Genomic DNA, 24,726 nt, shown 5'->3' on the forward strand with positions numbered 1-24,726 from the left:
AGTTTTCTCGGAATGATATCAAAGCGCTATATTTGGGGGCTGACAAATAATAACGTTCTTTTGGTTTTAGATTGTCTAGTTAAGAGGGGTAAATGTCTGTATTGCAGTTTGCATAACTTAATTGAAACTACCCGCGTTGCGAATTTTGGAGTTGGGAAAATGTCACAACTTTCAGTTGCTCAGGCGGGCAGCAGTAACGCGCTCGCCTTTCTCGACATGCTTGCTTGGTCTGAGGGGACCAGTAGATCGCCGGTCACTGTATTGGATGGCTATGACGTCATTGTTACAGGAGTCGACATGAAACCCGAGATCTTCAAGGACTTCAGTGATCATCCGTTCGCAAAAGGGCGTCCGTCGAAGGTCATCAACAGTAGGGGGCTGACCTCGAATGCCTCGGGCCGTTACCAGCAAATGTTGAGGGACTGGCCGTACTACCGAAGTCTACTGGCCCTGCCTGATTTCAGTCCGATCAGTCAGGACCTGCTGGCTCTGCAGCACATCCGCGAATGCCGCGCACTATCGGACGTGCATGCAGGCCAGGTCGAATCCGCTATCGCAAAGTGCCGGAACATCTGGGCGAGCCTGCCTGGTGCAGGGTATGGGCAGCGTGAACACCGTGTTGACGATCTGATCCAGCAGTACCGTTTGGCGGATGGAGTGCGGTCATGACGGCACTATGGAGATTCGCTGCATCGCCCAGGCCGAGTAGGATTGTGTATGTCTTGATTGCCTGAGTTGCGGTATAGCTCATGGTAATTCGCATGAGAATGGACCCCGGTCACGGTGAAGGGTGGACTGGGAGCTTTTGGACTTGCCGACGTTCACGTCGAGCATTCTGGTCCGATACAGCTGTTCTGACGGCCCCCGAGTTTGTAATTCGTTCGTGATCGGCGGGCTTATCCAGTTCTTTGATGACTGCAGTCACCAATTGGCGGGGCATTCCGTCGATCTACCCAGTTGGAGGGATGAGCAATGCTGACCACGCAACCGAAATCGGCTGTTTTGTTGATCGCGATGGCTTTTGCCTTCGGCGCGGCTTGGCAAGTACAAGCGTGGCGTTACAAGGGAAAGCTCGAAAGCCAGGCCGCGCTTCAGGCTGACGATCTAAACAATCTGACCCAAGCCGCGCTCCGCCAGATGCAGACCGAACAGGTCAAGCGCCTAGCCATAGAGCAACAACTCGCCGTCTCCGATCAAGAGCACTCCCGAGAACTATACGATGCCAAACGTAATCAAGCTCTATTGCGTGATCACCTTGCTACTGCTGATGTGCGGCTGTCAGTCCTTCTCGACGCCAAGGATTCAGCCAGTCGCTGCAACGTGTCTGCCACCCCCTCGACCGTCGGCGTGGTTCATGCGGCCCGTCGAGCCCAACTTGACCCAACGCATGCTCAACGAATTATCGGCATCACAGATGCCGGCGACAGAGGATTGATCGCATTGCGGGGCTGTCAGGATTATGCTAGAGAAATTTCGAAACTAAGGGGAGGTAACTTATAAGTTGTCAGGAGAAAAGTATAGAGGCATAAAGGTTTTAAATGTTGTCAGTCGTTTGTCAAACCATCCCTGGTAAGTTGGATCTGCCTAATTTTCTGATAGATTTCTTATATTTATATTATTGAATATTGATTGATGGGCTATCAGGTGTCTACAAAAATATGCTGTATCAGGTAATAACCTCTGTTTCTTACTGAGCGGAAAAGCTTTTCTCCGTGTGAAAATTTTTCAAATTTTGCTTGCAGTCTGCTTATGCACATGCAAAGACCCTTATATTGGTTAGGGTCTCTTTGAATGTACTCTATTATCATTTCGTTTTTCACTGGCCGCCTAGGTTGGCTTGAAACTGTAAAAATCACGTCCCGCTCTGTCGGGGTCAGAGGAATAATGATGTTGTTGCAATGACTTACTAGCGTTTTATCTTTTTTTTTAATGTCCAATAGGTGAATTTTCTTGCTTCCGCTGTGGTGAGGTTTACGGCGTCTAGATGCAATTCGGTAACTACCTACACAATTATGGCTGTAATTATTTTTTTGTGGTGTTGAATTTTTCTGGATGATTTGGTATTGGCGTTATTGTTGAAAGTCTCCCTTACTTAGCTAGATGCGAATCCCAGGGTTCAGTCGCGTGTGAATTATAAGGGGGGATTTACGAGAATGAGAGGTAGATGTTAGGTTTCGTCAGTGTATCTATCAGTACCTTGGTTTAAAATCCATAGCAATAATTTGGCGTCAAATTTATGGTGTTGAGCTCTCTGGCATGTGGCGGGCTCATGGCTTTAAAAACAAAGTTTAATTAGGTCTATATTGATTGTGGGTGGGGTACTGCTGTGGATTTGGAAGATGTGAGAGAGGGATTGCTATTTGCGCGAAGAATATACTTTCCTAGAGTTTTAGGTACAATGTTATGCGGGTTTATTATCGCGGTTACAGCGTACGAAAAAATGTCATTGGTAGAGTGTGTTTTTCTCGCTCTTAATAGTTTGGTGTGGGGGCACGTCGCTTTTTGGCTATCGCGCAATTCTAGTAATCCATTCAAAATGGAGAAGATTAACTTTCTAGCTGATTCAATATTTTGTGGGTTTTGGATCGCGGTAATGCACGCAAAGCCACTTCCTTCAGTTGCAATATTTTCAATGGTGGCTATGAATAATGTGGCTATTGGAGGTCCGAGGTTTTTACTTAAAGGCTTGGGTTGCAAGTTTCTAGGTTTTGCGTTGGTGTTTTTATTTTTTGGTGTGGATTATAAGTTTGATATTAGTGCGGTCTCTGAGGTCTTGCTATGTCTTCCTTTGGTGGGTATATACCCAATTGTGCTGGGGTTATCATTTTATAATTTGGCCACTGAATTAAAGAATAGTAAGATGCTGCTGAGGCGGTTAAGTTGTACTGACTCTTTAACTGGTTTGCTCAATCGTCGATATTGGTGTGAGCTGGTTTCTGTACGTATGAGTCGGCCAAAATTAATGGAGTCAGCTTTTCTTATAATGGTTGATATTGATCGTTTTAAGTTTGTTAATGATGCGTATGGCCATAATGCTGGTGATAGAGCGCTTTGTTTGTTGGCAGATGCTCTCAGGTCAAAACTTAGAGGTGTGGACTATATATGCAGATTTGGTGGGGACGAATTTTGTATATTTCTCACGGATATTTCAGCTAAAGAGTCAGTGGCGAGAATGGTTGAGGTTGGTAAAATATTTGAAGCTGAGGTGGAGAAGGCTTTTCCATCATCTAATGCAACTCTAAGCGCTGGAATTATGCCTTGGAGCCCCAGTATTGCTGACGTGGACAGTTGGCTCGTTCTGGCTGACAAGAATCTATACCATGCAAAAAGAAACGGGCGCAATCAAGTTTTTATAGGGCTCTTAGAATAAGCTCTTAATCTTCCACAGTTGATTTTTGAGTCGTAACGTTAACCACTGGATGCAATTGAGTACATACCCACGAGTATGTTGTCGCGTGGTGTATGTTTTGCTCTTGATTCGTTTCCAAGTCAGCAGCCAGAAAAAACTTTCAACTACGACGTTGTCTTAGCTGTTACTCGACGACTCATGCTGACGACCAGGTTGTCGGCCTATAAAAAACTGCGTCAATCAGGGCTGCTCTGTTCGTTGCCTTGGTCAATATGAACCGTTTCTCCGATAGCGACTCACACCTCCACACGGCCATTAGTAGTGCTTAAATCGCCAAGTCGCTGGCCATATGACTTCATTAATCAGCCAGCGACTTGCGTCAAAAACAGTTCGAGCGCCTCGGCCAAATTCAGTCAGACTGCATATGTGCGGATGTAGGCGATATGGATGACCGAACTTTGTTGGGATCTCTGACAGTGAGCTTATATGAATTTGGTGAGAAAAATGCTGGAAGGGGGGGGGGGGAAGGCCTATTGTACGCGTATTTGTACGTCTGGCAGAAAAAACAAGGGCCTGCATCGCTGCAAGCCCTTGTTTTTAAATGGTGCCGGCACCAGGAGTCGAACCCGGGACCTACTGATTACAAGTCAGTTGCTCTACCAACTGAGCTATACCGGCGTGTTAGGGCGACGATTATAGCGATTGGAGGGGTTCTGTAAACCCCTGAATTCTGACTATTTTTGCGCAATTGCAGTTTTTTTGCCTGGCTGGTTATTTTGCCCACTGCAATGGCTTCTATTTGCACAGTCAGCAAGGAATTACCTCTAGCTTCGCACTGGAATTTGGTTATGGGGCCCGTCCTCGTCTAATGCAGCAAATCGATTGAAAACCCCTATGACAAGCGCGTTGATGGTCATTAAATTGACGACTTGCCGTTTGTCTAAAAAATAGCCAGCCGCGGCATCAAAATAATGACACTTTTAAGCGCTTGAAGCAGACTGCACGGACTAGGGCGACCAGAAAAAGACCTGCGGTAAGCAGTCGTATCAGCTGACCTTTTCACGTCTTTAAACTTCGCCGTGACGAGGAACGCGCTATGAGTTTTACCGATGGTCTTCTTGCCTTGCTTGGCAAAGATGTCAGTCGCGACGCCCGTGGGCTGAATGCGCGGCTGCACTTTTTCGGCAGCATCCCCGTGGATGATGGCACCCCGTTTCCCGCTCAGACTCCCAGCGCCAATGAGCATTGCCTGCCGGTGGACAAGGCCGAGCGGCGTCCGTGCGTGGTGGCGTTGGTGTCGGTCAATGGCGGCGTGGGGCGAAGCACTCTGGCCACGGCGTTGAGCAGCGGTTTGCAGCGCCTGGGTGAGTCAGTGGTGGCGGTGGATCTGGACCCCCAGGATGCATTGCGATTGCACTTCGGTGTCAGCCGCGCCTCGCCCGGGATTGGCCGCGCCAGCCTGCGCAATGCACGTTGGGAAACCCTCCAGCAGCCGGGTTTTGTCGGCAGTCGCGTGATCACCTTTGGCGATACCGATATTCGCCAGCAGGACGACCTCCAGCGCTGGCTCAAACATGAGCCGCAATGGCTGGCGCAGCGCCTGGCAGCCCTGGAGCTGAGTGCCCGCGACACGGTGATCATTGATACTCCTGCCGGCAATAACGTCTATTTTCATCAAGCCTTGAGTGTCGCCGATGTGGTGTTGGTGATTACCCAGGCCGATGCCGCTTCCTTGGGCACCCTGGATCAACTTGATGCCTTGATGGCGCCGCACCTTGAGCGCGAGCGGCCACCGCATGTTCACTTTGTGATCAATCAACTCGATGAGGACAATGCCTTCAGCCTGGATATGGTTGAGGCGTTCAGGCAGCGCCTCGGCACGAAGGAGCCATTGGAGGTGCACCACGATTTAGCGATCAGTGAGGCGCTGGCGTTTGGCACGGATCCCTTGGACAGCCAGGCGTTGAGCCTGGCGGGTGACGATATCGATGCGCTTTGCCGGCTGCTGATCGCACGCAGAAAACAGCTGTGAACGGCGGTTTATACGCGTAACAGCAGATGCTTATGCACAATCGGTTGGACTGAGTTGTCACGAAACAGCCATTTTGTGGAGCCGTTCTCATCACGCCGCAACTGCCTGTTTTACGTGTGTTTTATTTTGTGAACAAAAAATGACCAGCGCGGCTTTCGGCCTGTAGCGCAGATAGCTACGGGCTCTGTAAAGAATTCATCAACAGAGTTATCCACAGGTTGGGGTGCGACAATTTCGCCCCTTAATCGCGCTCGCCAAGCACCATCAAGTTGCGCGGCGTCAGGGTTGGTTCGCAGAAGCTGCCTACTTCGACCGTGTAGCCGTTTTCACTCAGAAACAATGCCCGATCCAGCACCAGCCAGACCTCCAGCGGGCGCCGAAACAGACCACGTACCAATTCCAGGTTCCTGACCTCGGCCAGGCGGCGCCAGCCGTATGCCTCCAACGCCACCCAATCCTGCTCACCTGTGGATAACCCTTTGCGGCTCGCCAGCTCCCGGCAGTAGTCCGCGAAGGGTTTGTCCAGCCAGCTGACGGGCAGGGACGGTGTGGGCAGGTAGTCGTCGTGGCCTCGTAGCTCGCGTTGTAAGTGATCGAACCCCAGGCGTCGGGCCATGGACGTGTCCCGCTGCAAGCGCACGCGTTTGCCTGCGGTAACGGTTTCGCTCAGCGGCAGGCCAAGGTCATCGATCGACAGCTGCAGGCGCGATGCACGGCCTGCGGTGGACAGCGGTTGGTAGGTGTCGGCGTTGATGCGGTTGTAGCAACACGGCGCCAGCGCCAGCTGTTTGCAGCCGGCGGCGCTGGCCAGGTGCAGCAGGCGCACATGCAGGTCGCCACAGGCGTGCAGGGCGACGGGCGTGTGTTCGGGGCCGATAGCCACGTCGGCCATCACATCTTGCAGGCGATGGGTGACCGGCAAGCCGTGATGCTCGCTCAAGGCTTGGCCGGCGGCGATCAGTGCCGGGTCGTATTCCAGGCAGGTCAATGTTTGGCCTGTTTGCAGCAGGCGACGACCCAGGTGGCCCTTGCCTGCACACCAGTCCAGCCAGTGCCGGGGTGTTTGCGCAAACGGCAGCGCCGCGCCGAAGGCTTCGATTTGTTCCCACTTGCGGCCCGGCACGTCGACGTTCAAGCGCTGGCGGGCGGGGTGCAGGGGCTGCGTCGGCAACTTATCCACAGCACTGAGTTGCAGGGCTTGCTCGGCGAGCTGTGGAAAAGGCGCAGGTGCGGCCAGGTCGTGGGGGTGGTTGTGACTGGCTTCGGCATCGGCCAGCGAGCGTTGACGCAGCCACTGGGCGAGGTCGGGATGCCGGGTTTCCCAGGCTAGCTGGCGATGCGTGAAGGGCCGTGGTTTCCACAGCCCCTGATGCTCGATCAGAAACGCATCCAGCGCCGCAAAGCGTGCCTCAACGTCCCTGGCAAGCATCGACGCGCAGCCAGCGTTCGAGCAGCTTGAAGCCCCGTACCAGGATGTAGGCCATCAGCAGGTAGAACAGGCCGGCAGCGAAGAAGATTTCCACCGGCAAATACGTGCGGGCAATGATGGTGCGTGCCATGCCGGTCAGTTCCAGCAGGGTCACGGTGCTGGCCAGGGCGCTGGCCTTGAGCATCAGGATCACTTCGTTGCTGTAGGCCGGCAGGCCGATGCGCGAGGCGCGGGGCAGGATGATGTAGAACAGCGTCTTCGGCTTGGACATGCCCAGGGCGCGCGCGGCTTCGATCTCGCCAGGTGGGATGGCCTGGATCGCGCCGCGCAGGATCTCGGCGATATAGGCGGCGGTGTGCAGGGTCATGGTCGCCGTGGCGCACCAGAACGGATCGCGCAGGTACGGCCACATGAAGCTGTTGCGCACCGCGTCGAACTGGGCCAGGCCGTAGTAGACCAGGAACAGCTGCACCAGCAGTGGCGTGCCACGGAAGAAGAAAATATAGGCGTAGGGCAGGGCGCTGACATACCAGCGGCGCGAGGAACGGGCGATCCCCAGGGGGATCGCCAGCAGCAGGCCGGCGATCACGGCAATGGCCACCAGCTCCAGGGTCAGGGTCGCGCCCTGGGCCAATTTTGGCAGCCACTTGATGATCACGGCCCAGTTCAGGCCCAGGTCGAAATGCGCCAGCCAGCTGTAGTCGCCGCTCATTGGGAGCTCCTTGCAAAGCCGCGGGCGGCGCGTTTTTCCAGGAAGTGCATGCCGGTCATGGCCAGGACGGTGAGGCCCAGGTACATGAAGGCGGCCACCATGAAGAAGGTGAACGGCTGCTTGGTCACGGTCACGCCGATCTGCGCGTGGCGCATGATTTCTTCAAGGCCGATCACCGACACCAGCGCGGTGTCCTTCATCAGGATCATGAACAGGTTGCCCAGGCCCGGCAAAGCGATGCGCCACATCTGCGGCATGATCAGGCGAGTGAAGATGCGAAACTTCGACAGCCCCAATGCCACACCGGCTTCGCGGTGGCCCTTGGGAATGGCGAGGATCGCGCCACGGAATACTTCCGTGGCGTAGGCACCAAAGCACAGGCCCAGGGCAATGACCCCGGCAGCAAAGGCACTTAAAGAAAGGTCGGGGTTACCAAAGAACTCCCCCAGGGCACGCATCAGGTTGACCGTGCCGAAATAAATCAGCAGTACCCATAACAACTCGGGAATACCGCGAACGATGGTCGAGTAAGCACCGCCAAGCCATTGCAGCGGCTTGTACGGGGACGTCTTGGCCAAGGCGCCGGCGAGGCCGAGCACCAGCCCCAGGCACAGGGCCGTGAGCGCCAGTTTGACGGTCATCAGCGCGCCAGCGGCGAGCGCCGGGCCGAATCCGTAGAGATCGAAATTCATGGTGTTTTCATATCGCGGCAGGCATTGCTGAAAGCCGGCGCGCCCGAGGGGGCGCGCCGGTCAGGCCGTTCAGATCATTCGATGCTGAACGGGAAGTACTTGTCGTTGATCTTCTTGTAGGTGCCGTCAGCCTTGATCTCGGCCAGGGCTTTGTTCAGGCGCTCGCGCAGCGGGTCGCCCTTGCGTACGGCGATACCGATCTTGTCGCTTTCTACCACCGGGTCGCCCTTGAATTCATAGGCGGAACCGTCTTTGCTCTTGAGCCATTCGTACTGCACGTACTTGTCGGCGAGCATCCCGTCGAGGCGGCCGGACGTCAGGTCGAGGTAGGCGTTTTCCTGGGTGTCATAGAGCTTGGCGGTGGTTTCCGGCAGTTTGTCTTCCAGGTAGGTACCGGCCAACGTCGCGCGTTGTGCACCGATGACCTTGCCCTTCAGGTAGGCGGCGTCGGTCTTGAAGTCCGTCGTGGCTTTAGGGGCGATGAACTGCAGCTTGTTGGAGTAGTACGGGTCGGTGAAGTCGACGGCCTGCTTGCGCTCATCGGTGATCGACAGCGAGGACACCAGGAAGTCGAACTTCTTGGCGTTCAGGGCCGGGATGATGCCGTCCCAGTCGGACACATACACTTCGCACTTTTCGACTTTCATCTTGGCGCACAGGGCGTCGCCGATGTCCTTGTCGAAGCCGACCACGTTGCCGCTGGCGTCTTTATTGTTGAAGGGCGGGTAGGCCGCTTCGATCCCCATTTTCAAGGTTTCTGCCATGGCCGTGGCGCTGAACGCCATCGAGACGGCCGCGGCCAGAAGGAATTTTTTATAGTTCTGCATGCATGTTGCTCCGTTAGCGGTTGCTGGACATGAATTGTTTGCAGCGCGCCGAAAGCGGGTTTTCAAATACCTGCTGTGGCGATCCTTGCTCTTCGACCAGGCCCTGGTGAAGGAACACCACTTCACTGGACACCTGGCGGGCGAAGCCCATCTCATGGGTGACCAGCAGCATGGTGCGGCCTTCTTCGGCCAGCGCGCGGATCACATTAAGTACTTCCTGGACCATTTCCGGGTCAAGCGCGGATGTAGGCTCATCGAACAGGATGACTTTGGGCTGCATCGCCAGGGTGCGCGCGATGGCCGCCCGTTGTTGCTGGCCGCCGGACAATTGCGCGGGGTAGGCGTGGCGCTTGTCGCTGATGCCGACCTTGGCCAGCAAGGCTTCGGCGACTTCGATCGCCTCGGCCTTGCTCTGGCCGAGCACACGGCGGGGTGCCTCGATGATGTTGTCGAGGATGCTCATGTGTGGCCACAGGTTAAAGTTTTGAAACACAAAACCGATTTCGCTGCGCAGGCGATTGATCTGCTTGCCGTCGGCGGCCATCAGCTCGCCGTTTTTCGCGGCCTTGAGCTTGAGCTCTTCGCCGGCGACCAGGATTTGGCCCTGGTGCGGGTTTTCCAGCAGGTTGATGCAACGCAGGAACGTGGACTTGCCGGAACCGGAGGAACCCAGGATCGAGATCACGTCGCCGTCGCGAGCGGTCAGCGAGATACCTTTAAGTACCTCCAGCTCACCATAGCGTTTATGCAAGTTGCGGATTTCAAGCGCGGGCGCGGCCTCGGCCATGTGCGGTCCTCATTGTGTTCATTGCGTTCCTGCTGTTGGGCCGCCTTCCTGGCGAGGCGCCAAGCTAGCATAGCGCCTTGATGGCAGCCAACAGCGCGGCCGGCGGTAAACAGGCGGTGTGCGGCAGGGTGTCGCATCGGCACAGCAGCGTGTCGCGCCATCAACAACCGAACAACCGTTTGAACCTGTAAAACCGCAGGCTTCGCGTAAAAAAGGGCGCGATGGTGCCAGCTTTGGGCGGGTGTTGGAAGGGTTAACCGGGCAAACGGTGCTTATCAGCCCTTTTATGGAGCGTCACGTACTTTTTGTGTGTGTTTTTGGTGCGCTGGGTGGCCTTGGAAGTGAGTCGCACGGTAACGCTATAGCGGAATGCCATTGTTCTCAATGACTTGCGATTGCTGTTGAATCGTCCTACAGCCCGCGTCAATCGCGGCCTTGTAACATTTTGGCGCAAATCTTGCGTAAAAAATAAAGAACGCCCTGTTGGTTTCTTTTCACGAGAAAGATTTCAGGCCGGGCGGACCGTTTTCGCAATTCCTCGTAAAGGTGTGTCAATGAGTAGTACGCAAAGCTCCAATGACCTCGAACAGGGGCTCAAACCGCGTCACGTCACCATGCTGTCGATTGCCGGCGTCATCGGTGCCGGTTTGTTTGTCGGCTCCGGCCACGCGATTGCTGCCGCCGGCCCTGCCGTACTGCTGGCCTACGCCGCTGCGGGGACGCTGGTGGTATTGGTGATGCGCATGCTCGCCGAAATGGCCGTGGCCTCGCCTGACACCGGTTCGTTCTCCACCTACGCCGACCGCGCGATCGGCCATTGGGCCGGTTTCACCATCGGCTGGCTGTACTGGTGGTTCTGGGTATTGGTCATCCCCCTGGAGGCCAACGCCGCCGCGACCATCCTGCACGCATGGTTCCCGGATGTGGCCATCTGGGCCTTTACGCTGATCATCACTTTGCTGCTGACGGCGACCAACCTGTTCAGCGTGAAGAACTACGGTGAGTTCGAGTTCTGGTTTGCGTTGATTAAAGTCGTGGCGATCGTGGGCTTTGTGATCCTCGGCCTCGCGGCGATCTTCGGCTTCCTGCCGACCAGCCAGGTCAGCGGCGTTTCACACCTGTTCGACACCCAAGGCTTTATGCCTAACGGCATGGGCGCTGTCCTGGCTGCGATCCTGACCACCATGTTCTCCTTCATGGGCACCGAGATCGTTACCATCGCCGCCGCCGAATCGAAGAACCCAGGCCAGCAAATCACCAAGGCCACCAACTCGGTCATCTGGCGGATTGGTTTGTTCTACCTGTTGTCGATCTTCATCGTAGTGTCGCTGGTGCCATGGAACGATCCGACCCTGGCTGCCGTAGGTTCCTACCAGACCGTGCTGGAACGCATGGGCATCCCGAATGCCAAGCTGATCGTCGACCTGGTGGTCTTGGTCGCTGTGACCAGTTGCCTGAACTCGGCGCTGTACACCGCTTCGCGCATGCTGTTCTCGCTGGGTCGTCGCGGTGATGCACCGGCAGTCGCCAAGCGCACCAACAAGAGCGGCACGCCTTACTGGGCAGTGTTGCTGTCGACCGGCGCGGCGTTCCTGGCAGTGTTTGCCAACTACGTGGCTCCGGCGGCGGTGTTCGAATTCCTGCTGGCCAGTTCCGGTGCCATCGCGTTGCTGGTGTACCTGGTGATTGCGGTATCGCAATTGCGCATGCGCCAGAAGCGCACGGCGGCGGGCGAGAAGATTGTGTTCAAGATGTGGCTGTTCCCAGGCCTGACCTACGCAGTGATGGTCTTCATCGTGGGCACGCTGACCATCATGCTGTTCCAGGAGGCGCACCGGGTCGAGATCATCGCGACCGGTATCCTCAGCTTGCTGGTGGTCGTGGCGGGGCTGTTTGTGTCGAGCCGTCGCAAGGCCCAGCGGGTAGGCGCTGCAGCACTTAGCTAGGTTGCACCAATGCCTGTAGGAGCCGGCTTGCCGGCGATGGCGTCTTCAAGGGCCCCATCGCCGGCAAGCCGGCTTCTACAGAGTCAGAGTTGGGTCAGTGCCTGCGAGGCCGCGAGGTAATCCGCCTGGAACTGCGGCGATTCGATCCACGCCAGCGCAGCCGCTTCATCATCGGTATCCGTGGCCCACTGCCGATATTCGATCAGTGCCGCCAGGATGAAGTCGGTGGCTTCCTCTTCGCCTTCCTGCTCCAGCACCAGCGCCAGCAACGGGTGCGCCAGGAACACGGCACACAATGCCTGCTGGCTGATCTCGCCGGCTGTGCGCATCTCTACGAACAGTTCGGTCAAATCCACCGATTCAAGGTCAATGCGGCTGTCATCGCCGGCAAACGCATCCGGCTTGCTCGCGACGGCGCGCTGGGTACGGTTCTGCTTGGCCTTGGCCTTTGCCCGTTGGGCGCGTTTTTGCTGCTTGTTTGGCGAGGCCATGGGCTCAACGTCCTGAGGATCTGGGATGGGTATTGAAGCGCAGGTTGGGGGAAATCCCAAGGGTATCTGCTGTTAATTCGCCGTCTTGCAGCCACGCCAATGCAATCGGCCACAGCCGATCCTGATACTCGCTGCGAAAGAACGCGAAATGTCCGACCTGTTTTTCGCCGATGTCTTCAGGTGCAATCCGCAGGTGAGTGCGTTCGCTGCCGTCGAAGTAGCCCAGTAATCGCTCAATCGCCGGCACTGTGCCAAACGGATCATCGGTGATGCTGATCGCCAGGATCTGCGCACTCACACGACTGAACGGCAAGCCCGCCAGCGCGCGACCGCTGGGCCGCGTTTCATACCTGGGCGTCGGCGTGCTCCAGTCGCGTACCACGCCTGCCGGCGTGTCCTCCAGCCAGCCCAGCCGCTTGCCGGGGAAGTACCCGCACAGCGCGGTGACCAGTGGCATCGCTACATGCCACTTGGCAAACATCCGCCAGCGTCCGCTCGCCTGGTAATCGCGCCAGTAGGCGAACTGCGCGCCCACCGTGACGATCCGCCGGATCACCGCCCCTGAGGCGGCGAGCCCTGCCGCACAACCACCGAAGCTATGGCCGACCACATCAATCGGCTGGCCCGGAAACTCCCGCTGCACCCGCTGCAGGATCGCCTCGAAATCCAGCGCGCCCCAATCCGACCACGAGGCCTTGAAGACGCGCAACGAACCGCTGCGGGATTCGCCGATGCCTCGGTAGTCATAGGTAATCACGTCGAAGCCGTGGGCGAACAGGTAGTCGGCGAAGCGTGAGTAATGGCGGCAGCGTACCGAGGTGGCGGCGTTGATGATCACGGCGGGGCGCGCCAGGTCGGTTCGGACGTGGCGCCAGCTGAAGCCGCCGAGAGGGTAGCCATCGGCAGCGGGCTCGCGGAATGCTTCTGGGGCAGGTCGGGTGGGCAGGTTCATAGGTCGACTCGATCCTTGCGCTTCGATGTGGGCTGGAAGGCCCATGCGCTTTTGTAGTCAGCCGAAATTAACAAATTTCGCCCGGCGCAGGCGCAGGAATTATTGCGATGCTCGACCTTATCCCCTGGGGTGCTTAGGCTTACGAACTTTTGATCAACCGGAGTCAGTCCATGACCCGCGACACCCTCGAGCACAACCAGATCCCGGTCTACTTCGTCGCCGTCATTCTGGCCGTCGCCTTCGGCCTGCTTGCGCCGTCCTGGGGGCATGGATTGGGTGCGCTGGTCACGCCTGCCATCGCGGTCTTGATGTACGCCATGTTCCTGCAAATCCCTTTTCTGGATCTGCGTCAGGGCCTGGGCAACAGGCGCTTCCTCGCGGCGTTGCTGCTGGCCAATTTCATCCTGGTGCCGTTGCTGGTGTGGGCGTTGACGCGTGGCCTGGTGGAGCGCCCGGCGTTGCTGGTGGGTGCGTTGCTGGTGTTGCTCACGCCGTGTATCGACTACGTGGTGGTGTTCACCCACATCGGCAAAGGTGATGCGCGACTGATGCTGGCGGCGACGCCGGTGCTGTTGCTGCTGCAGTTGCTGCTGTTGCCGCTGTACCTGGGTTTCATGCTGGGCGCGCAGTCCGAGGTCGTGGTGGTGGCGGAGCCGTTTATCGAGGCGTTCCTGTGGTTGATTGTGTTGCCGATGGTGCTCGCGGTGATCACGACGTCGCTGGCGCGCAAGTCAGTGCTCATCAATGCCTGGAACAGCGCCTGGGCGTGGCTGCCGGTGCCGGCGATGGCAGCGGTGCTGTTTGTAGTGATCGGTTCGCAAATCACCTCGGTGGTGCGCGACATCAGCCTGCTGCTGCCGGTGATCCCGGTGTATGTCGGCTTCCTGGTGCTGGCCCCGCTGATGGGTGCGCTGGCGGCGCGGCTGTTCGCGCTGCCGGCGGCAACGGCGCGGGCGGTGACTTTCAGCGCGTCGACGCGTAATTCGCTGGTGGTGCTGCCCCTGGCGCTGGCCTTGCCGGAAGACGTACGAGGGCTGGCGGCGACGGCGGTCATCCTGCAAACCCTGGTCGAACTGGTGGGTGAGCTGATTTACGTTAGGCTGATTCCCAAAGCGGTGTGGCCCGCAGGTCGGTAAAAGCGCAAATGTTCAGGTTTGTTCAGGCGCTATTCAGGGGCTCGCTCGGCAACATAGGTTGGCGCTCCCTACCTGACAGGCCTACTGATGGATCATCGCAACCGTTTTCGCATGGAATCCCTGGGCATTTTCCTGCTTGCCTTGTTGCTGTTTACCTTGGGCATCTGGGATCAGCAGCCGCAAGGGTTTGACGGACGTTGGGCGCTTTTCCTGCAGGAAATGTTTCGCCATGGCGCGAGTCTTTTCCCCACCACCTACGGACAGCCCTACGCGGACTATCCCGGCACCGCGACGTTCTTCAGTTTTGTCTTCGCCCGGTTGTTCGGCGCGCCCAACCATCTGGCGAATATCCTGCCGACCGCGCTGGCCTCGGCCGGGGTGGTGGCGCTGATCTATCGCCTGCTGGTGCCGTACGGTCGCAGTTGGGCGCTGCTTACCGTGCTGTTGACCCTGCTGACGACCCAGTTGCTGGAGAAGTCGCGCTCGGTGTGCCTGGACCAAATGGTCGCGCTGTTGTGCCTGGGCAGTTTCTACCTGCTGCACAGGGGCGAGCGCCTCGGCTCGCGGTGGCGCCAACTCGCCGTGTTCCCGTTGTTCATCCTCGGCTTTGCGATTCGCGGCCCGCTGGGCTTGATCGAAGTCTGTGGCGTGGTGTGCGTGTACTGGGCACTGGCCCGGCCTGGAGAGCGGGTCAAGCAGGTGCTGATTCATGGCATCGTCGGGCTGGTGTTGCTGGCGGCCTGTTGGTGGCTGCTGGTCAAGCTCGCGCGCTTGAGTGGCGGCGATGCGTTTGCCGATGAGGTGTTCAAGATGCAGGTGGGTGGGCGCCTCGATGAAACCGGCGAGCCGTTCTATTTTTACTTCCAGCTGAGCCTGTACCGTTATTTCCCCGTGGTGCCCCTGGCGCTGGCCACACTGGTTGCCCTGCGCCAGCGCTGGGCGCAGCGCTTCGACGATGATGTGCAATTGGTCGTGCGGCTCGGTGCCTGCGGCTTGATGATCCTGCTCGGGTTGTCGGTGCCGCACTTCAAGCGCGCTTATTACATCCTGCCGATGGTGCCGATGTTTGCCGCTGTCGCGGCCTATGGGCTGCTCCAGGCGCAAGGATGGCTGATTGGCGTGCGCCGATGCTACGAGGGGCTCGTCGCGGCGCTGCCGGCGTTGTGCGTGGTTGTCGTGTTTGTCTGTCGGCATAGTTGGCAGAAACACGGTTACTGGCCGGGCGTCCCGCTGCCGTTGTTGATCGGTGGGTTGGTGATCCTGCAAGTCGCGGCGCTGCTTGCCTGGCGGCGAGCAGGGCGGCTGGTGTGGCTCAGCGTGTTCGCACTCGCGGCGCAGTGGTTGGTGCTGGTGACGGTGGTGGAGCCCGCCAAGGACCTGCAGTTCGACACCCGCCAGTTTGTCAGCCAGGTGGAAGCCCTGCGCGTGGCGCAACCGGGGCCGCTGGTATTTGTGAATCTCGGCCGGGACACCTGGGCGGTGCGCTACATGATGAATCTGGAGCATGACGAGCAGCCATTGTTTGTCGGTGGCGCCGACGTTGCGCGGCTGGACACTCTGCCCCGCCCGGCGTGGGTCATCGTCGCGCGCAAGGAAACCGCGCTGCTCAAGGGCACGCCCCTGGAGCATCTGGCGCCAAGCTTTGAGGGGCGCTTGAACGACAACCCCCTGATGGTGTTTTTGTTGGAGTGAGTCAGTGACGGGCTATGCGTCTGCCGGTCGAGTGGTTGGCCGGTCATGTGAGGGGCGGAAGGCGCTGATGTGGAGGAGGGTGATCGATGCTTTGGGGCGATGTTGAATCGCCTCGGTAGACCGAAAAATCGCAGGCAACAAAAAACCCGCACTAGGCGGGTTTCTTGTGTGTTTCAGATGATATTTGCACCACCTGAAACTTAATAGTGGTGCCCAGAGACGGAATCGAACCGCCGACACGGGGATTTTCAATCCCCTGCTCTACCGACTGAGCTATCTGGGCAACGGGGCGCATTAAACGGGTTTTTCAGGGGGTCGTCAAGCAAGTTTTCAAAAAATATTTAATTATTACCGTCGCTTACGTGCCGACCCCGGTTTTTGATCAATTATTGAGCAGGCGGCACGTAGCCGTCGGCCTTGGCGTAATCCTCGCCGGAAAAGAACTTGTCCATTTCGCCTGACAGGTATTTACGATCTTCGGCGTTCATCATGTTCAGGCGTTTTTCATTGATCAGCAGCGTCTGGTGTTTCAGCCAGTCGCCCCATGCCTGGGCGGAAATGTGATCGAAAATGTCCTGGCCTTTCGCACCTGGGTACGGAGGGCGTTCCAGGCCGGGCAATTGTTCTTTGTACTTGCGGCACATTACGGTGCGGGTCATGACGACACTCCTGCATTCAATACGTCGGCCGCGCGCTTCAGCAGTTTCTTGACCGGGGCGGCAAGGCCCAGGCGCGGCGGGGTGGCGAGGTTATACCAGAGCCAGTCGGCCTCGGCCACGTGATGGGCGGATTCCTCGACCTGGACCAGCCAGGGTTCGATGGCCAGCTGGAAGTGGCTGAAGGTGTGGATCAGCCCCGGCAGCTCCTGCTGTTTGCCCAGTGCCAGCGCGTGCTGGTGGGCGAGGTGTTCCAGGTCGGTGAGGTCGTCCAGCTCCGGCAAGCTCCACAAACCGCCCCACAGGCCGGTGGATGGGCGCCGGTAAAGCAGGATTTCGCCTTCGGCATTGGCCAGCAAGGGCATCAGCGTGCGCTTCTGCGGGATGCTCTTGCGCGGCTTGGGGATCGGGTAGCGCGTCTCCAGGCCGAGCATGTGGGCTTCGCAGCCTTTTTCCAGCGGGCACAGCAGGCAACTGGGCTTGCTGCGGGTGCAGAGGGTGGCGCCCATGTCCATCATCGCCTGGGTGTAGGCGTTGACGCGGTCATGCGGAGTGAAGCGTTCTGCGGTGGCCCACAGCTGCTTCGCCACCTTGGGCTCGCCCGGATAGCCTTCCTGCGCGGTAAAGCGTGCCAGCACGCGCTTGACGTTGCCGTCGAGGATCGGCGCGCGCAGGCCCATGCTCAGGCTGGCAATCGCGCCGGCGGTGGACAGGCCGATGCCCGGCAGTTCGGTGAGCTTTTCGACATCCCGGGGAAACTCGCCGCCGTACTCGGCCACGACGATCTTCGCGGTCTTTTGCAGGTTGCGCGCCCGGGTGTAGTACCCCAGGCCGGTCCACAGGTGCAGTACTTCATCTTCCGGCGCGGCAGCCAGGGCCTCGACCGTTGGCAACGAAGCCATGAAGCGGTCGAAGTAGTTGAGCACGGTGCTCACCTGGGTCTGCTGCAGCATGATCTCCGAGACCCACACCCGGTAAGGCGTGATGCCCTGTTGCCAGGGCAGGTCATGGCGACCGTGGCGGTCGTACCAGTTGAGTACGGCCTCTGAAAACTGCTCGTTTCTCATCGTTTGAACAGGCCTTTCAACGCGTCTTTCAACTGCGGGTTTACCTTATCGAGTTTCTCTTCCAGCTTCTCGCTGAGCTTGTTGCCGGCCGCCTTGATCGCGACCTGGCTCAGGCCGTCCTTGTCCAGGCGGCAGGCCTTGGCGCCCAGTTCCAGCGGGCCACGGCAACGCAGCGGTACTTCGATGTTCTGGAAGTTGGAGCCGACCTGGCAGGCCGGGTCCGGCGTATCGCGCTGGTCGCCTTCGACGATGATGCCGACGCGGTAATCCATGCCGAGTACGCGCAAGTCGACGTCGCCGTTGCCGTTGACCGTCAACCCTGGAATGCGCACTTTCAGGTCGGGGTTGCTGGCCACGCCGTTACGGAATGTCAGGTTGCCGCGCAGCTCCTGGAAGGGCGTGTCCTTGCCCTGGGGCGTGGTGCTCAGGGTCTTGCGGTTGAGCAGGGCGATGCCGGTGCACAGTTGCTGTTCGAGGTTGGCGTTGAGCAGCACGCCGTTGTTGATCACAAAGCTGGCGGTGCCGTTGAGGCTGTCGATCAGCGCCTTCTGGCTGTTGCCACGGCCGTTGAGGTTGCTGTCGAGGGTGATCTGGCCCTTGACCGGCGGGTTCTGCCCCTGGGCCTGCAGGATGCGTTCAACCGGCACCTGCTTGATATGCGTCTGTAGCGCGAGGACCGGGATGTCCTGGCGCACATCGAGGTTGCCGTTGGCCTGGAACGTGCCGTTGTAGAGACCGCCGCTGAGGGTGTCCAGCTTGAGTTGGCCGTCGACGCCGGAGGCTTTCAGTGCCGCGTTCTGGATCGGCAGCTTGCTCAGTGTCAGCTGGCCGAAGGCGAGGTCGGCGTCTATGTCCAGGGTGCGCAGGTGCGTCAGCGGCAGCAGCTTGTCGGTGCTCCAGGCGCCTTTGGTGGGCGCGTCCGGCAGCGGTGTAGTGCCACCGGCGGCCATGGCCCCGGCTTCGCTGTTCTGCACCTCGGCCTGGCGGGCGGCGCTCGCGCCTTTGGCGGAGTCGGACTTGGCCGGCAGGTAGTTGTCAGCGTTGAAGGTGTCGCCCTTGAGCTGAACCCGCAGCGACTGCTTGGCGAAATCGTCCACGGCAACGCGGCCGGTGAAGGTGCTGCCGTCGAGTTTCAGGTTCAGGTCTTCCAGCGCCAGGCTGTTTGGCGTGCCCTTGAGGCGGCTGACCAGCTCGACCTTGCTCAGGCTGCCGTCCGCCATCGGCGGCAACGGGTGGCCGACGCTGTCGAGGAACTTGGCCAGGTCAAACTGGGCAATGGACAGCGCGCCGCTGAATTGCGGGGTCTTGTCCAGGTCATTGACCTTCAGCTCGCCCAAGGCGCGCAGCTGGTTGGCCGACAGCTTCAGGTTGGTCCACTCGGCGATATTCGCCGCCTGGTCCACCAGCAACTGGCCCTGGGTGGAGAAGGTCACTGTCTTGCCTTGCAGCGGCTCGCCCGTGGCTTCGCCGGTGATTTTCATGTCCTCGAACTGGTAGCGCTTGAGGGCGCGCTGGATGCGCAGGTTGCCGTTGAGCTCGGTCTTGACGCGCATCACCGGCTGGTTGCTGCCGAAGAAGGCGGTGAGTTTCACCGGAATGCTCGCGCCTTCGTGCACGGCGCCGGCGCTCAATTGGATGCTTTCGGCGCTGAACTGCTTGCCGGTCTGTTCATCGTTGTATTCGATGCGGGCGTTGTTGACCGTCAGGCTGTCGATATCCAGGCGGATCGGCTTTGACGGTTTTTCCGGCTCGGTCTCGGCAGGTTGCTCGGTCGGAGCGGGTGCGCCGGTGCTGGCCGACGACACGTTCTTGCCGATGTCTTCCCAGTTGCCGTGGCCTTGCTTGTCGCGGGTCAGGCGCAGGTTGAGGCCTTCGACACGCACGTCGCTCATCTGGACTTCGCGGCGCAGCAGCGGCAGCACGCGCACCGACAGGCCCAGCATCTGCAGGTCGGCGAACGGCTGAGTCGGGTTGGTCAGGGTCGCGACGCTGGCTTCGTGCAGTTCAAGGCCGAGCCAGGGGAACAAACTCCAGCCGATATCGCCATTGAGCGTCAGCTCGATGTGGGCCTTGTCGCGGGCTATCTGGCGAATCTCGTCTTTATAGTCGTTGGGATCGAAGAGATGGGTCAGGGCAAAGCCCAGAGCCACAATGATCAGCAACAGCCCGAGAAGTACCAGACCCAGGATTTTGCCGAACGCTTTCATGGGCGAGTCCTTGTATGTCGATTTCAAAATTTAGCCGCAGAGTATAACGCCCGACGGCCCGCGTCAGTTCGCGGATCGTTACATTGTATCCAGGGGCGCGGGAACGGGTTTCTGGCGTCAAACAAAACAGATTTCCTGAAAAAGGTGATATCAGTTTGGTTTTTCTGTCATCCACAGGTGCTAATCTGCGCAGGTTCGTCTGCCTTCTGCGACACAGCGTCGCGCTTAAAAGGAGCTTTACTCAACAACAACGGCCAACGCTTTGCGTGCAAGGCCGAGGGAGAGAGCGCCTGACGGACACATACTAACAACTGGGGGAAACACCAATGAGCACTAGCACTGCAGCAGGTCATACTGCCGCACAGCCTGCGTTTCTGTCCAAGGAGCGCATTATCGCCAAGCCCGGGTTCAACCGCTGGCTGGTTCCACCGGCCGCCCTGGCCATCCACTTGTGCATCGGCATGGCCTACGGTTTCTCGGTGTTCTGGCTGCCACTGTCCAAGGCACTGGGCATCACCAAGCCGGTCGCCTGCGCGCCGGACATGGGGTTCATCGCCCAAGTCTTCTCGTCCCAATGCGACTGGCCCATCTCCATGCTGGGCTGGATCTACACCCTGTTCTTCATTTTCCTGGGCTGCTCGGCAGCGATCTGGGGCGGCTGGCTGGAACATGCCGGGCCTCGTAAAGCCGGGGTTGTATCGGCCCTGTGCTGGTGTGGCGGCCTGTTGATCTCGGCGCTGGGTATCTATACCCACCAGATCTGGCTGATGTGGATCGGCTCCGGGGTCATTGGCGGTATCGGCCTGGGCCTGGGCTATATCTCGCCGGTGTCGACCCTGATCAAGTGGTTCCCGGACAAGCGCGGCATGGCCACCGGCATGGCGATCATGGGCTTTGGCGGCGGCGCAATGGTTGGCGCTCCCCTGGCGGCAGCGCTGATGGGCCACTTTGCCACGCCGACCAGCGTGGGCGTGTGGCAGAGCTTTGTGGTCATGGCGGCGATTTACTTCGTGTTCATGATCGCCGGCGCGCTGCTGTACCGCGTTCCGCCGACCGGCTGGAAGCCTGAGGGCTGGACCGCACCGGCGAAAAAAGCCAGCAACGCGATGATCACCCACCGTCACGTGCACGTGAATGTGGCGTGGAAAACCCCGCAATTTCGCCTGGTGTGGCTGGTGCTGTGCCTGAACGTGTCCGCCGGTATCGGCATCCTCGGCATGGCTTCGCCACTGCTGCAGGAAGTCTTCGGCGGCAAGTTGCTGGGTGTGGACGTGCCATTCGGCCAGCTTGATGCCGGTCAGTTGGCTTCAATTGCGGCAATTGCCGCGGGCTTCACCGGCCTGTTGAGCCTGTTCAACATCGGTGGTCGGTTCTTCTGGGCGTCGTTCTCCGACTACCTGGGGCGTAAAAATACCTACTTCGTGTTCTTCGCCCTGGGCTTTGCCCTGTACGCGCTGATCCCGAACCTGGGGCACCTGGGCAACGTGGCGCTGTTCGTGGCCGCGTTCTGCATCATCCTGTCGATGTACGGCGGTGGTTTTGCGACCGTCCCGGCTTACCTGGCCGACCTGTTCGGCACCCAGATGGTCGGCGCGATCCACGGTCGCCTGCTGACCGCCTGGGCCGCTGCGGGCGTACTCGGCCCGGTGTTGGTGAACTACCTGCGTGAGTACCAGTTGAGCATCGGCGTGGATCGCGCTGCGGCCTACGACATCACCTTGTACATCCTCGCGGGCCTGCTGGTGCTGGGTTTCCTCTGCAACCTGCTGGTGCGTCCGGTGGCCGACAAGTACTTCATGACCGATGCCGAACTGGCCGCCGAACAGGCGCTGGGTCATGACAAAGGTACCGATGCCTCTACGTCGCTGGAGTGGAAAGCGTCTGCGGGCAGCAAGCCGTTGGCGATCGCCGCCTGGCTGGTGGTGGGTATTCCGTTGGCGTGGGGTGTGTGGGTGACCCTGCAGAAGACCGCGGTACTGTTCCACTGATACGCAGTTTCCCGGCGCCCTTTCACGCAAGGTGAGTGGGGCCCGGGCATCCGGCCGTGCTAGTCCTGTTTCTTGTCAGGTGCGGCCTTGGCCGCAGTGCCGCGCCATGGAATCCGTTGAAACCATGGCTGCGGCACCGGATGCACAATCACCCGCAACGCGCGGGCATAGTCCATTACCAATCCGGGTGTCCACGCCATCGTCATGGCGCGCTTGCGTACTTGCGCGGCAATCCACAGCTCGGGCATCAGCAAGGTCTGCAGTACCGAGCGCCAACGCCGGGACCGCTCCGACAGCACGCCATCCATCGAGGCTTCCAACGCAAATGCCACGCTGCTCGAGCAGTTGCGATAGGTCAGGTTGTAGGTGGCCTGTTGGCGATAGTGGGTCGAGAACTCAATCAGCGCCTTGCGGCTGTACCGATGAAACACGATCTTGCGGTCTGAGTCGCACCAGTTGGCGACTTCGGTGGCGTAGTCCGGCTGGAACGTGCCGGGCACGTCGTTGTTGCGCGTGGCCTTGAGGATGCGGAAAAACTCTGACGGCGAGCGATCGATGTCGGCGACCGGGTACAGGCTCAGGTACACCGAGGGCGACAGTTCAAGGGCCGCATGCCCGGTGGAAATCACGCCTTGCGCATCCACCGCTGCGATGTAGCGGTTGATGATCGGGCGCGGGATCGTCGTGGCGCTCGCGGTGCCTTCCGGTGTCCAGATATGCACCACCAGCGGATCGTTGCAGGCAGGTTCGGGCTCCTGCTGTTCGAGCGGTGCTTGCGGCGGCAACTTCTTGAAGTCCGACAGCAGGTCCCTGGGCGCGAGCAACTCGAACGTCGAGGTGCCGTGGCGCAGGCGTCGGACGCGACGCGCGATCCGCACGGTGTTCAAGCCGCTGACGATCATCAACGCGCCGAGGAAAAACGACACCGTTGCACTGTTGGCAATCGGATAGGGACTGACCAGCAACCCCGCAAACACCACCTGCGCGCCGCCGCTGATCAGTGATGTGCGCCAATGCGGGAACCTCACTACCCAGGCCGAGGTGATGGTCAGCAGGCCGATCACGAAGTAGGTGAAGCCGAAGATGATCGCCAGCAGCAGGTTGCTGTAGACCTTGTCGGCCAGAATCAGCACCGCGACGAAGAAGCAGATGCCGCCCTTGAAATACAGCACGGCCCGCTGAGTGCCCACGCCGCTGGCGGCCACGCTCAGGGTGACAATGCTTTCGAGCAGCAACATCAACCCGAACGCGCGCAGCGGGAAATACAGCTCGCCATCCAGCCCATCAATCATCACGCCAAGGCCCAGCGCGCCCCAGACGATACCGACCAGGCCGAGAAACCAGAACTTGGAACGGACGAATTCTGCGCCGAACAGCAGTAAAGCAATCTGGATCATGAAGGTACTCGTACAGGTAGGCGCGGGTCGGCAATAGTCATGGGGTCAGTCATAACGACTCGGTTGCCAGTTGCCGACAATCACTTGGCCGTGCGCATCACGCAGGGCGCCGGGGCTCTGGTCATAAAGGGTCAGCCAGTCACCGTTGCCCTTGTCGATGCGAAACGCCAATGAGGCCGCGCGCGCGTGGGTGGCCGGTGTCCAGTGGCGCTTGAGCTTGTCGCGATCCTCGGGATGCACGCGTTCCAGGACCTGTTGCACGGTGCCCAGTGGCAGGGTGCTCACATCCAGGAGCGTTGCAAGGTTGTCGTCCCAGAGGATTTCCCCCGTGCCGGGGTGCAGTTGGTACATCACGCCATCACCCGCCAGGCGGCCGCTTTGCGGGTCATAAGGCTTGGCTGCCTGGGTCATCAGGCGTATCGCGACCACCAGCAAGGCAGTGATCGACAGGTAGCTTTGCGCAAGCAGCAAGGGTTCACCTTCCAGCAGGCCGGGCACATAAAACGGGCCTGTCTGCTGATCGGTGTAATTGACCACGATACTGCCCAGGACCAGCAGTGCGAGCGAGCCACCGGGGCTGCGCCAGGTCACGCAGACGGCGAGGGTGAGGGCGATGGGCAGGCAGGCGAGGATGAAATACAGCGCAGCACCGGCGTCGGTGTCCAGCATGTCGGTGAGCCAGTGCGGCGTCGTGCCGAACACGTACCAGGTCATCACGGCCAGCAGCGCCAGGCACACGGCGCCGGCCCATTTCTCGCGCGCGCTGAGGGCGACGTCGCTCAGGTTGCGGGTCAGTACGTTCATCACCACGACGGTCGCGAAGAACACGCCGTTGACGCCGGCCATCCAGTTGCTCATCAGCGTATGCGACGAGGCCTCCCCGGCCAGTATCAGCCAGGCTTTCCTCAGCAACGCCTCGGCGCCACACACGGCCACGGTTGCCAGCAGCCATAGCACGATGGCGTGCAGGTCGTCGCCACGCCGGGCGAAGCGCCGAACCAGCCAGGCAATCGCCACCGAGCCCGCCAGCGCCTGGGCCGAAAGCGCCACGGCGACCGGTAAGTGTTGCCAGCCTGGCTCATCCAGCAGCACTCGCGCGGCCAGCAACACCAGGAACAGCAGCGGCCAGTGTGCGCGTTTCGAACTGAGGAAGGCTGATACCGAAACACCCGCCGGGAACCAGATGATCGCCATGCCCGAGACAGGATCAGCAAAGGCCAGCGAGGCGACGCCGGTCACGTAGTAGGTGAGTGCCCACAAGAGGAGAATGCCGCTGCGCCTTAAGACTCTGGGTATTGTCACTGTTCAGTTCATCAGGTTTTAAACGTTGCGTTCATGTTACAGCGAAGCCGCCGAGGGCATTCGA

21 protein-coding genes and 2 tRNA genes are annotated in these 24,726 nt (G+C 59.2%); 8 read left to right on the forward strand and 15 right to left on the reverse strand.

What is annotated here, in order from left to right:
- Window positions 1-297: 297 nt before the first annotated feature.
- Both BBG20_RS01935 and BBG20_RS01940 read left to right on the forward strand, forming a co-directional pair.
- Window positions 298-669, forward strand: coding sequence for a glycoside hydrolase family 24 protein (locus tag BBG20_RS01935; RefSeq protein WP_442622222.1), 372 nt, complete (start codon window positions 298-300; stop codon window positions 667-669).
- Between the two features lie 303 nt (window positions 670-972).
- Window positions 973-1,500, forward strand: a complete 528-nt coding sequence (locus tag BBG20_RS01940; protein WP_065899757.1) for a lysis system i-spanin subunit Rz — start codon at window positions 973-975, stop codon at window positions 1,498-1,500.
- A 140-nt stretch (window positions 1,501-1,640) separates the two neighbouring features.
- Here BBG20_RS01940 and BBG20_RS31570 read toward each other — a convergent pair whose 3' ends face one another.
- On the reverse strand, window positions 1,641-1,937 hold the full coding sequence (locus BBG20_RS31570) for a winged helix-turn-helix domain-containing protein (protein WP_226940010.1): 297 nt from the start codon (window positions 1,935-1,937) through the stop codon (window positions 1,641-1,643).
- A gap of 389 nt (window positions 1,938-2,326) precedes the next feature.
- Between BBG20_RS31570 and BBG20_RS31575 the strand changes: the two genes are divergently transcribed.
- The gene (locus BBG20_RS31575) at window positions 2,327-3,370 is read left to right on the forward strand and encodes a diguanylate cyclase (RefSeq protein ID WP_141697258.1); all 1,044 of its coding nucleotides are present in this window, start codon (window positions 2,327-2,329) and stop codon (window positions 3,368-3,370) included.
- Window positions 3,371-3,951: 581 nt separating this feature from the next.
- On the opposite strand, the gene BBG20_RS01950 is transcribed toward BBG20_RS31575, so the two are convergent.
- A tRNA-Thr gene (locus tag BBG20_RS01950) sits at window positions 3,952-4,027 on the reverse strand.
- A 418-nt stretch (window positions 4,028-4,445) separates the two neighbouring features.
- Between BBG20_RS01950 and bcsQ the strand changes: the two genes are divergently transcribed.
- A complete protein-coding gene (gene bcsQ, locus BBG20_RS01955) occupies window positions 4,446-5,381 on the forward strand; it encodes a cellulose biosynthesis protein BcsQ (RefSeq protein WP_065899763.1) in 936 nt (311 codons plus the stop codon).
- Between the two features lie 241 nt (window positions 5,382-5,622).
- Here the strand turns inward: bcsQ and BBG20_RS01960 are convergent, their stop codons facing one another.
- The 5 genes from BBG20_RS01960 to BBG20_RS01980 all read right to left on the reverse strand — a co-directional run bounded on the left by BBG20_RS01960 (window position 5,623) and on the right by BBG20_RS01980 (window position 9,828).
- Window positions 5,623-6,810, reverse strand: coding sequence for a methyltransferase (locus tag BBG20_RS01960; protein ID WP_065899764.1), 1,188 nt, complete (start codon window positions 6,808-6,810; stop codon window positions 5,623-5,625).
- Entirely contained in the window at window positions 6,791-7,480 is a 690-nt protein-coding gene (locus tag BBG20_RS01965) for an ABC transporter permease (RefSeq protein ID WP_058422651.1), read from the reverse strand. The genes BBG20_RS01960 and BBG20_RS01965 overlap by 20 nt, the downstream gene beginning before the upstream one ends.
- A gap of 38 nt (window positions 7,481-7,518) precedes the next feature.
- A complete protein-coding gene (locus tag BBG20_RS01970) occupies window positions 7,519-8,214 on the reverse strand; it encodes an ABC transporter permease (protein ID WP_065899765.1) in 696 nt (231 codons plus the stop codon).
- 74 nt (window positions 8,215-8,288) lie between these two features.
- Window positions 8,289-9,041: an ABC transporter substrate-binding protein gene (locus BBG20_RS01975; protein ID WP_065899767.1), complete on the reverse strand. Its 753-nt coding sequence runs from the start codon at window positions 9,039-9,041 to the stop codon at window positions 8,289-8,291.
- A gap of 13 nt (window positions 9,042-9,054) precedes the next feature.
- Window positions 9,055-9,828 (reverse strand): ABC transporter ATP-binding protein, encoded by a 774-nt coding sequence (locus BBG20_RS01980; RefSeq protein WP_017138656.1) that lies wholly within the window; start codon window positions 9,826-9,828, stop codon window positions 9,055-9,057.
- Between the two features lie 554 nt (window positions 9,829-10,382).
- On the opposite strand from BBG20_RS01980, the gene gabP reads away from it, so the two are divergent.
- On the forward strand, window positions 10,383-11,774 hold the full coding sequence (gabP, locus tag BBG20_RS01985) for a GABA permease (protein ID WP_065899768.1): 1,392 nt from the start codon (window positions 10,383-10,385) through the stop codon (window positions 11,772-11,774).
- 83 nt (window positions 11,775-11,857) lie between these two features.
- On the opposite strand, the gene BBG20_RS01990 is transcribed toward gabP, so the two are convergent.
- Both BBG20_RS01990 and BBG20_RS01995 read right to left on the reverse strand, forming a co-directional pair.
- The gene (locus BBG20_RS01990) at window positions 11,858-12,265 is read right to left on the reverse strand and encodes a hypothetical protein (RefSeq protein WP_065899769.1); all 408 of its coding nucleotides are present in this window, start codon (window positions 12,263-12,265) and stop codon (window positions 11,858-11,860) included.
- Window positions 12,266-12,269: 4 nt separating this feature from the next.
- Entirely contained in the window at window positions 12,270-13,217 is a 948-nt protein-coding gene (locus BBG20_RS01995; RefSeq protein ID WP_065899772.1) for an alpha/beta hydrolase family protein, read from the reverse strand.
- Between the two features lie 170 nt (window positions 13,218-13,387).
- Between BBG20_RS01995 and BBG20_RS02000 the strand changes: the two genes are divergently transcribed.
- On the forward strand, window positions 13,388-14,353 hold the full coding sequence (locus BBG20_RS02000) for an arsenic resistance protein (protein ID WP_065899774.1): 966 nt from the start codon (window positions 13,388-13,390) through the stop codon (window positions 14,351-14,353).
- A gap of 87 nt (window positions 14,354-14,440) precedes the next feature.
- Window positions 14,441-16,045 carry an ArnT family glycosyltransferase gene (locus BBG20_RS02005; protein ID WP_065899777.1) on the forward strand — a complete coding sequence of 535 codons (1,605 nt, stop codon included), beginning with the start codon at window positions 14,441-14,443 and terminating at the stop codon, window positions 16,043-16,045.
- A 207-nt stretch (window positions 16,046-16,252) separates the two neighbouring features.
- On the opposite strand, the gene BBG20_RS02010 is transcribed toward BBG20_RS02005, so the two are convergent.
- The 4 genes from BBG20_RS02010 to BBG20_RS02025 form a co-directional block, all read right to left on the reverse strand.
- Window positions 16,253-16,328 (reverse strand) — tRNA-Phe (locus BBG20_RS02010).
- Window positions 16,329-16,431: 103 nt separating this feature from the next.
- Complete coding sequence (locus tag BBG20_RS02015; protein ID WP_065899778.1) at window positions 16,432-16,704, reverse strand: oxidative damage protection protein; 273 nt, start codon at window positions 16,702-16,704, stop codon at window positions 16,432-16,434.
- Complete coding sequence (mutY, locus tag BBG20_RS02020; protein ID WP_065899780.1) at window positions 16,701-17,768, reverse strand: A/G-specific adenine glycosylase; 1,068 nt, start codon at window positions 17,766-17,768, stop codon at window positions 16,701-16,703. Before mutY ends, BBG20_RS02015 begins: the two co-directional genes overlap by 4 nt.
- Window positions 17,765-19,975: an AsmA family protein gene (locus tag BBG20_RS02025; RefSeq protein ID WP_065899782.1), complete on the reverse strand. Its 2,211-nt coding sequence runs from the start codon at window positions 19,973-19,975 to the stop codon at window positions 17,765-17,767. The genes mutY and BBG20_RS02025 overlap by 4 nt, the downstream gene beginning before the upstream one ends.
- A gap of 326 nt (window positions 19,976-20,301) precedes the next feature.
- Here BBG20_RS02025 and BBG20_RS02030 point away from each other — a divergent pair, with 326 nt between their 5' ends.
- Complete coding sequence (locus BBG20_RS02030) at window positions 20,302-21,963, forward strand: OFA family MFS transporter (RefSeq protein WP_065899784.1); 1,662 nt, start codon at window positions 20,302-20,304, stop codon at window positions 21,961-21,963.
- 59 nt (window positions 21,964-22,022) lie between these two features.
- Here BBG20_RS02030 and BBG20_RS02035 read toward each other — a convergent pair whose 3' ends face one another.
- Window positions 22,023-23,360, reverse strand: coding sequence for an HdeD family acid-resistance protein (locus BBG20_RS02035; protein ID WP_065899786.1), 1,338 nt, complete (start codon window positions 23,358-23,360; stop codon window positions 22,023-22,025).
- 45 nt (window positions 23,361-23,405) lie between these two features.
- A complete protein-coding gene (locus tag BBG20_RS02040) occupies window positions 23,406-24,620 on the reverse strand; it encodes an MASE1 domain-containing protein (RefSeq protein WP_158267397.1) in 1,215 nt (404 codons plus the stop codon).
- Window positions 24,621-24,726 lie beyond the last annotated feature (106 nt).

It is taken from the genome of Pseudomonas aylmerensis (genome assembly GCF_001702265.1).
Classification (GTDB): Bacteria; Pseudomonadota; Gammaproteobacteria; order Pseudomonadales; family Pseudomonadaceae; genus Aquipseudomonas; species Aquipseudomonas aylmerensis.

Bases quoted from the DNA above. Each gene is read 5' to 3' on its own strand.
- BBG20_RS01935 (WP_442622222.1), top strand. From the start codon at position 298: ATGAAACCCGAGATCTTCAAGGACTTCAGTGATCATCCGTTCGCAAAA.
- BBG20_RS01940 (WP_065899757.1), top strand. From the start codon at position 973: ATGCTGACCACGCAACCGAAATCGGCTGTTTTGTTGATCGCGATGGCT.
- bcsQ (WP_065899763.1), top strand. From the start codon at position 4,446: ATGAGTTTTACCGATGGTCTTCTTGCCTTGCTTGGCAAAGATGTCAGT.
- BBG20_RS01960 (WP_065899764.1), bottom strand. From the start codon at position 6,810: ATGCTTGCCAGGGACGTTGAGGCACGCTTTGCGGCGCTGGATGCGTTT.
- BBG20_RS01970 (WP_065899765.1), bottom strand. From the start codon at position 8,214: ATGAATTTCGATCTCTACGGATTCGGCCCGGCGCTCGCCGCTGGCGCG.
- BBG20_RS01975 (WP_065899767.1), bottom strand. From the start codon at position 9,041: ATGCAGAACTATAAAAAATTCCTTCTGGCCGCGGCCGTCTCGATGGCG.
- BBG20_RS01980 (WP_017138656.1), bottom strand. From the start codon at position 9,828: ATGGCCGAGGCCGCGCCCGCGCTTGAAATCCGCAACTTGCATAAACGC.
- gabP (WP_065899768.1), top strand. From the start codon at position 10,383: ATGAGTAGTACGCAAAGCTCCAATGACCTCGAACAGGGGCTCAAACCG.
- BBG20_RS01990 (WP_065899769.1), bottom strand. From the start codon at position 12,265: ATGGCCTCGCCAAACAAGCAGCAAAAACGCGCCCAACGGGCAAAGGCC.
- BBG20_RS01995 (WP_065899772.1), bottom strand. From the start codon at position 13,217: ATGAACCTGCCCACCCGACCTGCCCCAGAAGCATTCCGCGAGCCCGCT.
- BBG20_RS02000 (WP_065899774.1), top strand. From the start codon at position 13,388: ATGACCCGCGACACCCTCGAGCACAACCAGATCCCGGTCTACTTCGTC.
- BBG20_RS02005 (WP_065899777.1), top strand. From the start codon at position 14,441: ATGGATCATCGCAACCGTTTTCGCATGGAATCCCTGGGCATTTTCCTG.
- BBG20_RS02015 (WP_065899778.1), bottom strand. From the start codon at position 16,704: ATGACCCGCACCGTAATGTGCCGCAAGTACAAAGAACAATTGCCCGGC.
- mutY (WP_065899780.1), bottom strand. From the start codon at position 17,768: ATGAGAAACGAGCAGTTTTCAGAGGCCGTACTCAACTGGTACGACCGC.
- BBG20_RS02025 (WP_065899782.1), bottom strand. From the start codon at position 19,975: ATGAAAGCGTTCGGCAAAATCCTGGGTCTGGTACTTCTCGGGCTGTTG.
- BBG20_RS02030 (WP_065899784.1), top strand. From the start codon at position 20,302: ATGAGCACTAGCACTGCAGCAGGTCATACTGCCGCACAGCCTGCGTTT.
- BBG20_RS02035 (WP_065899786.1), bottom strand. From the start codon at position 23,360: ATGATCCAGATTGCTTTACTGCTGTTCGGCGCAGAATTCGTCCGTTCC.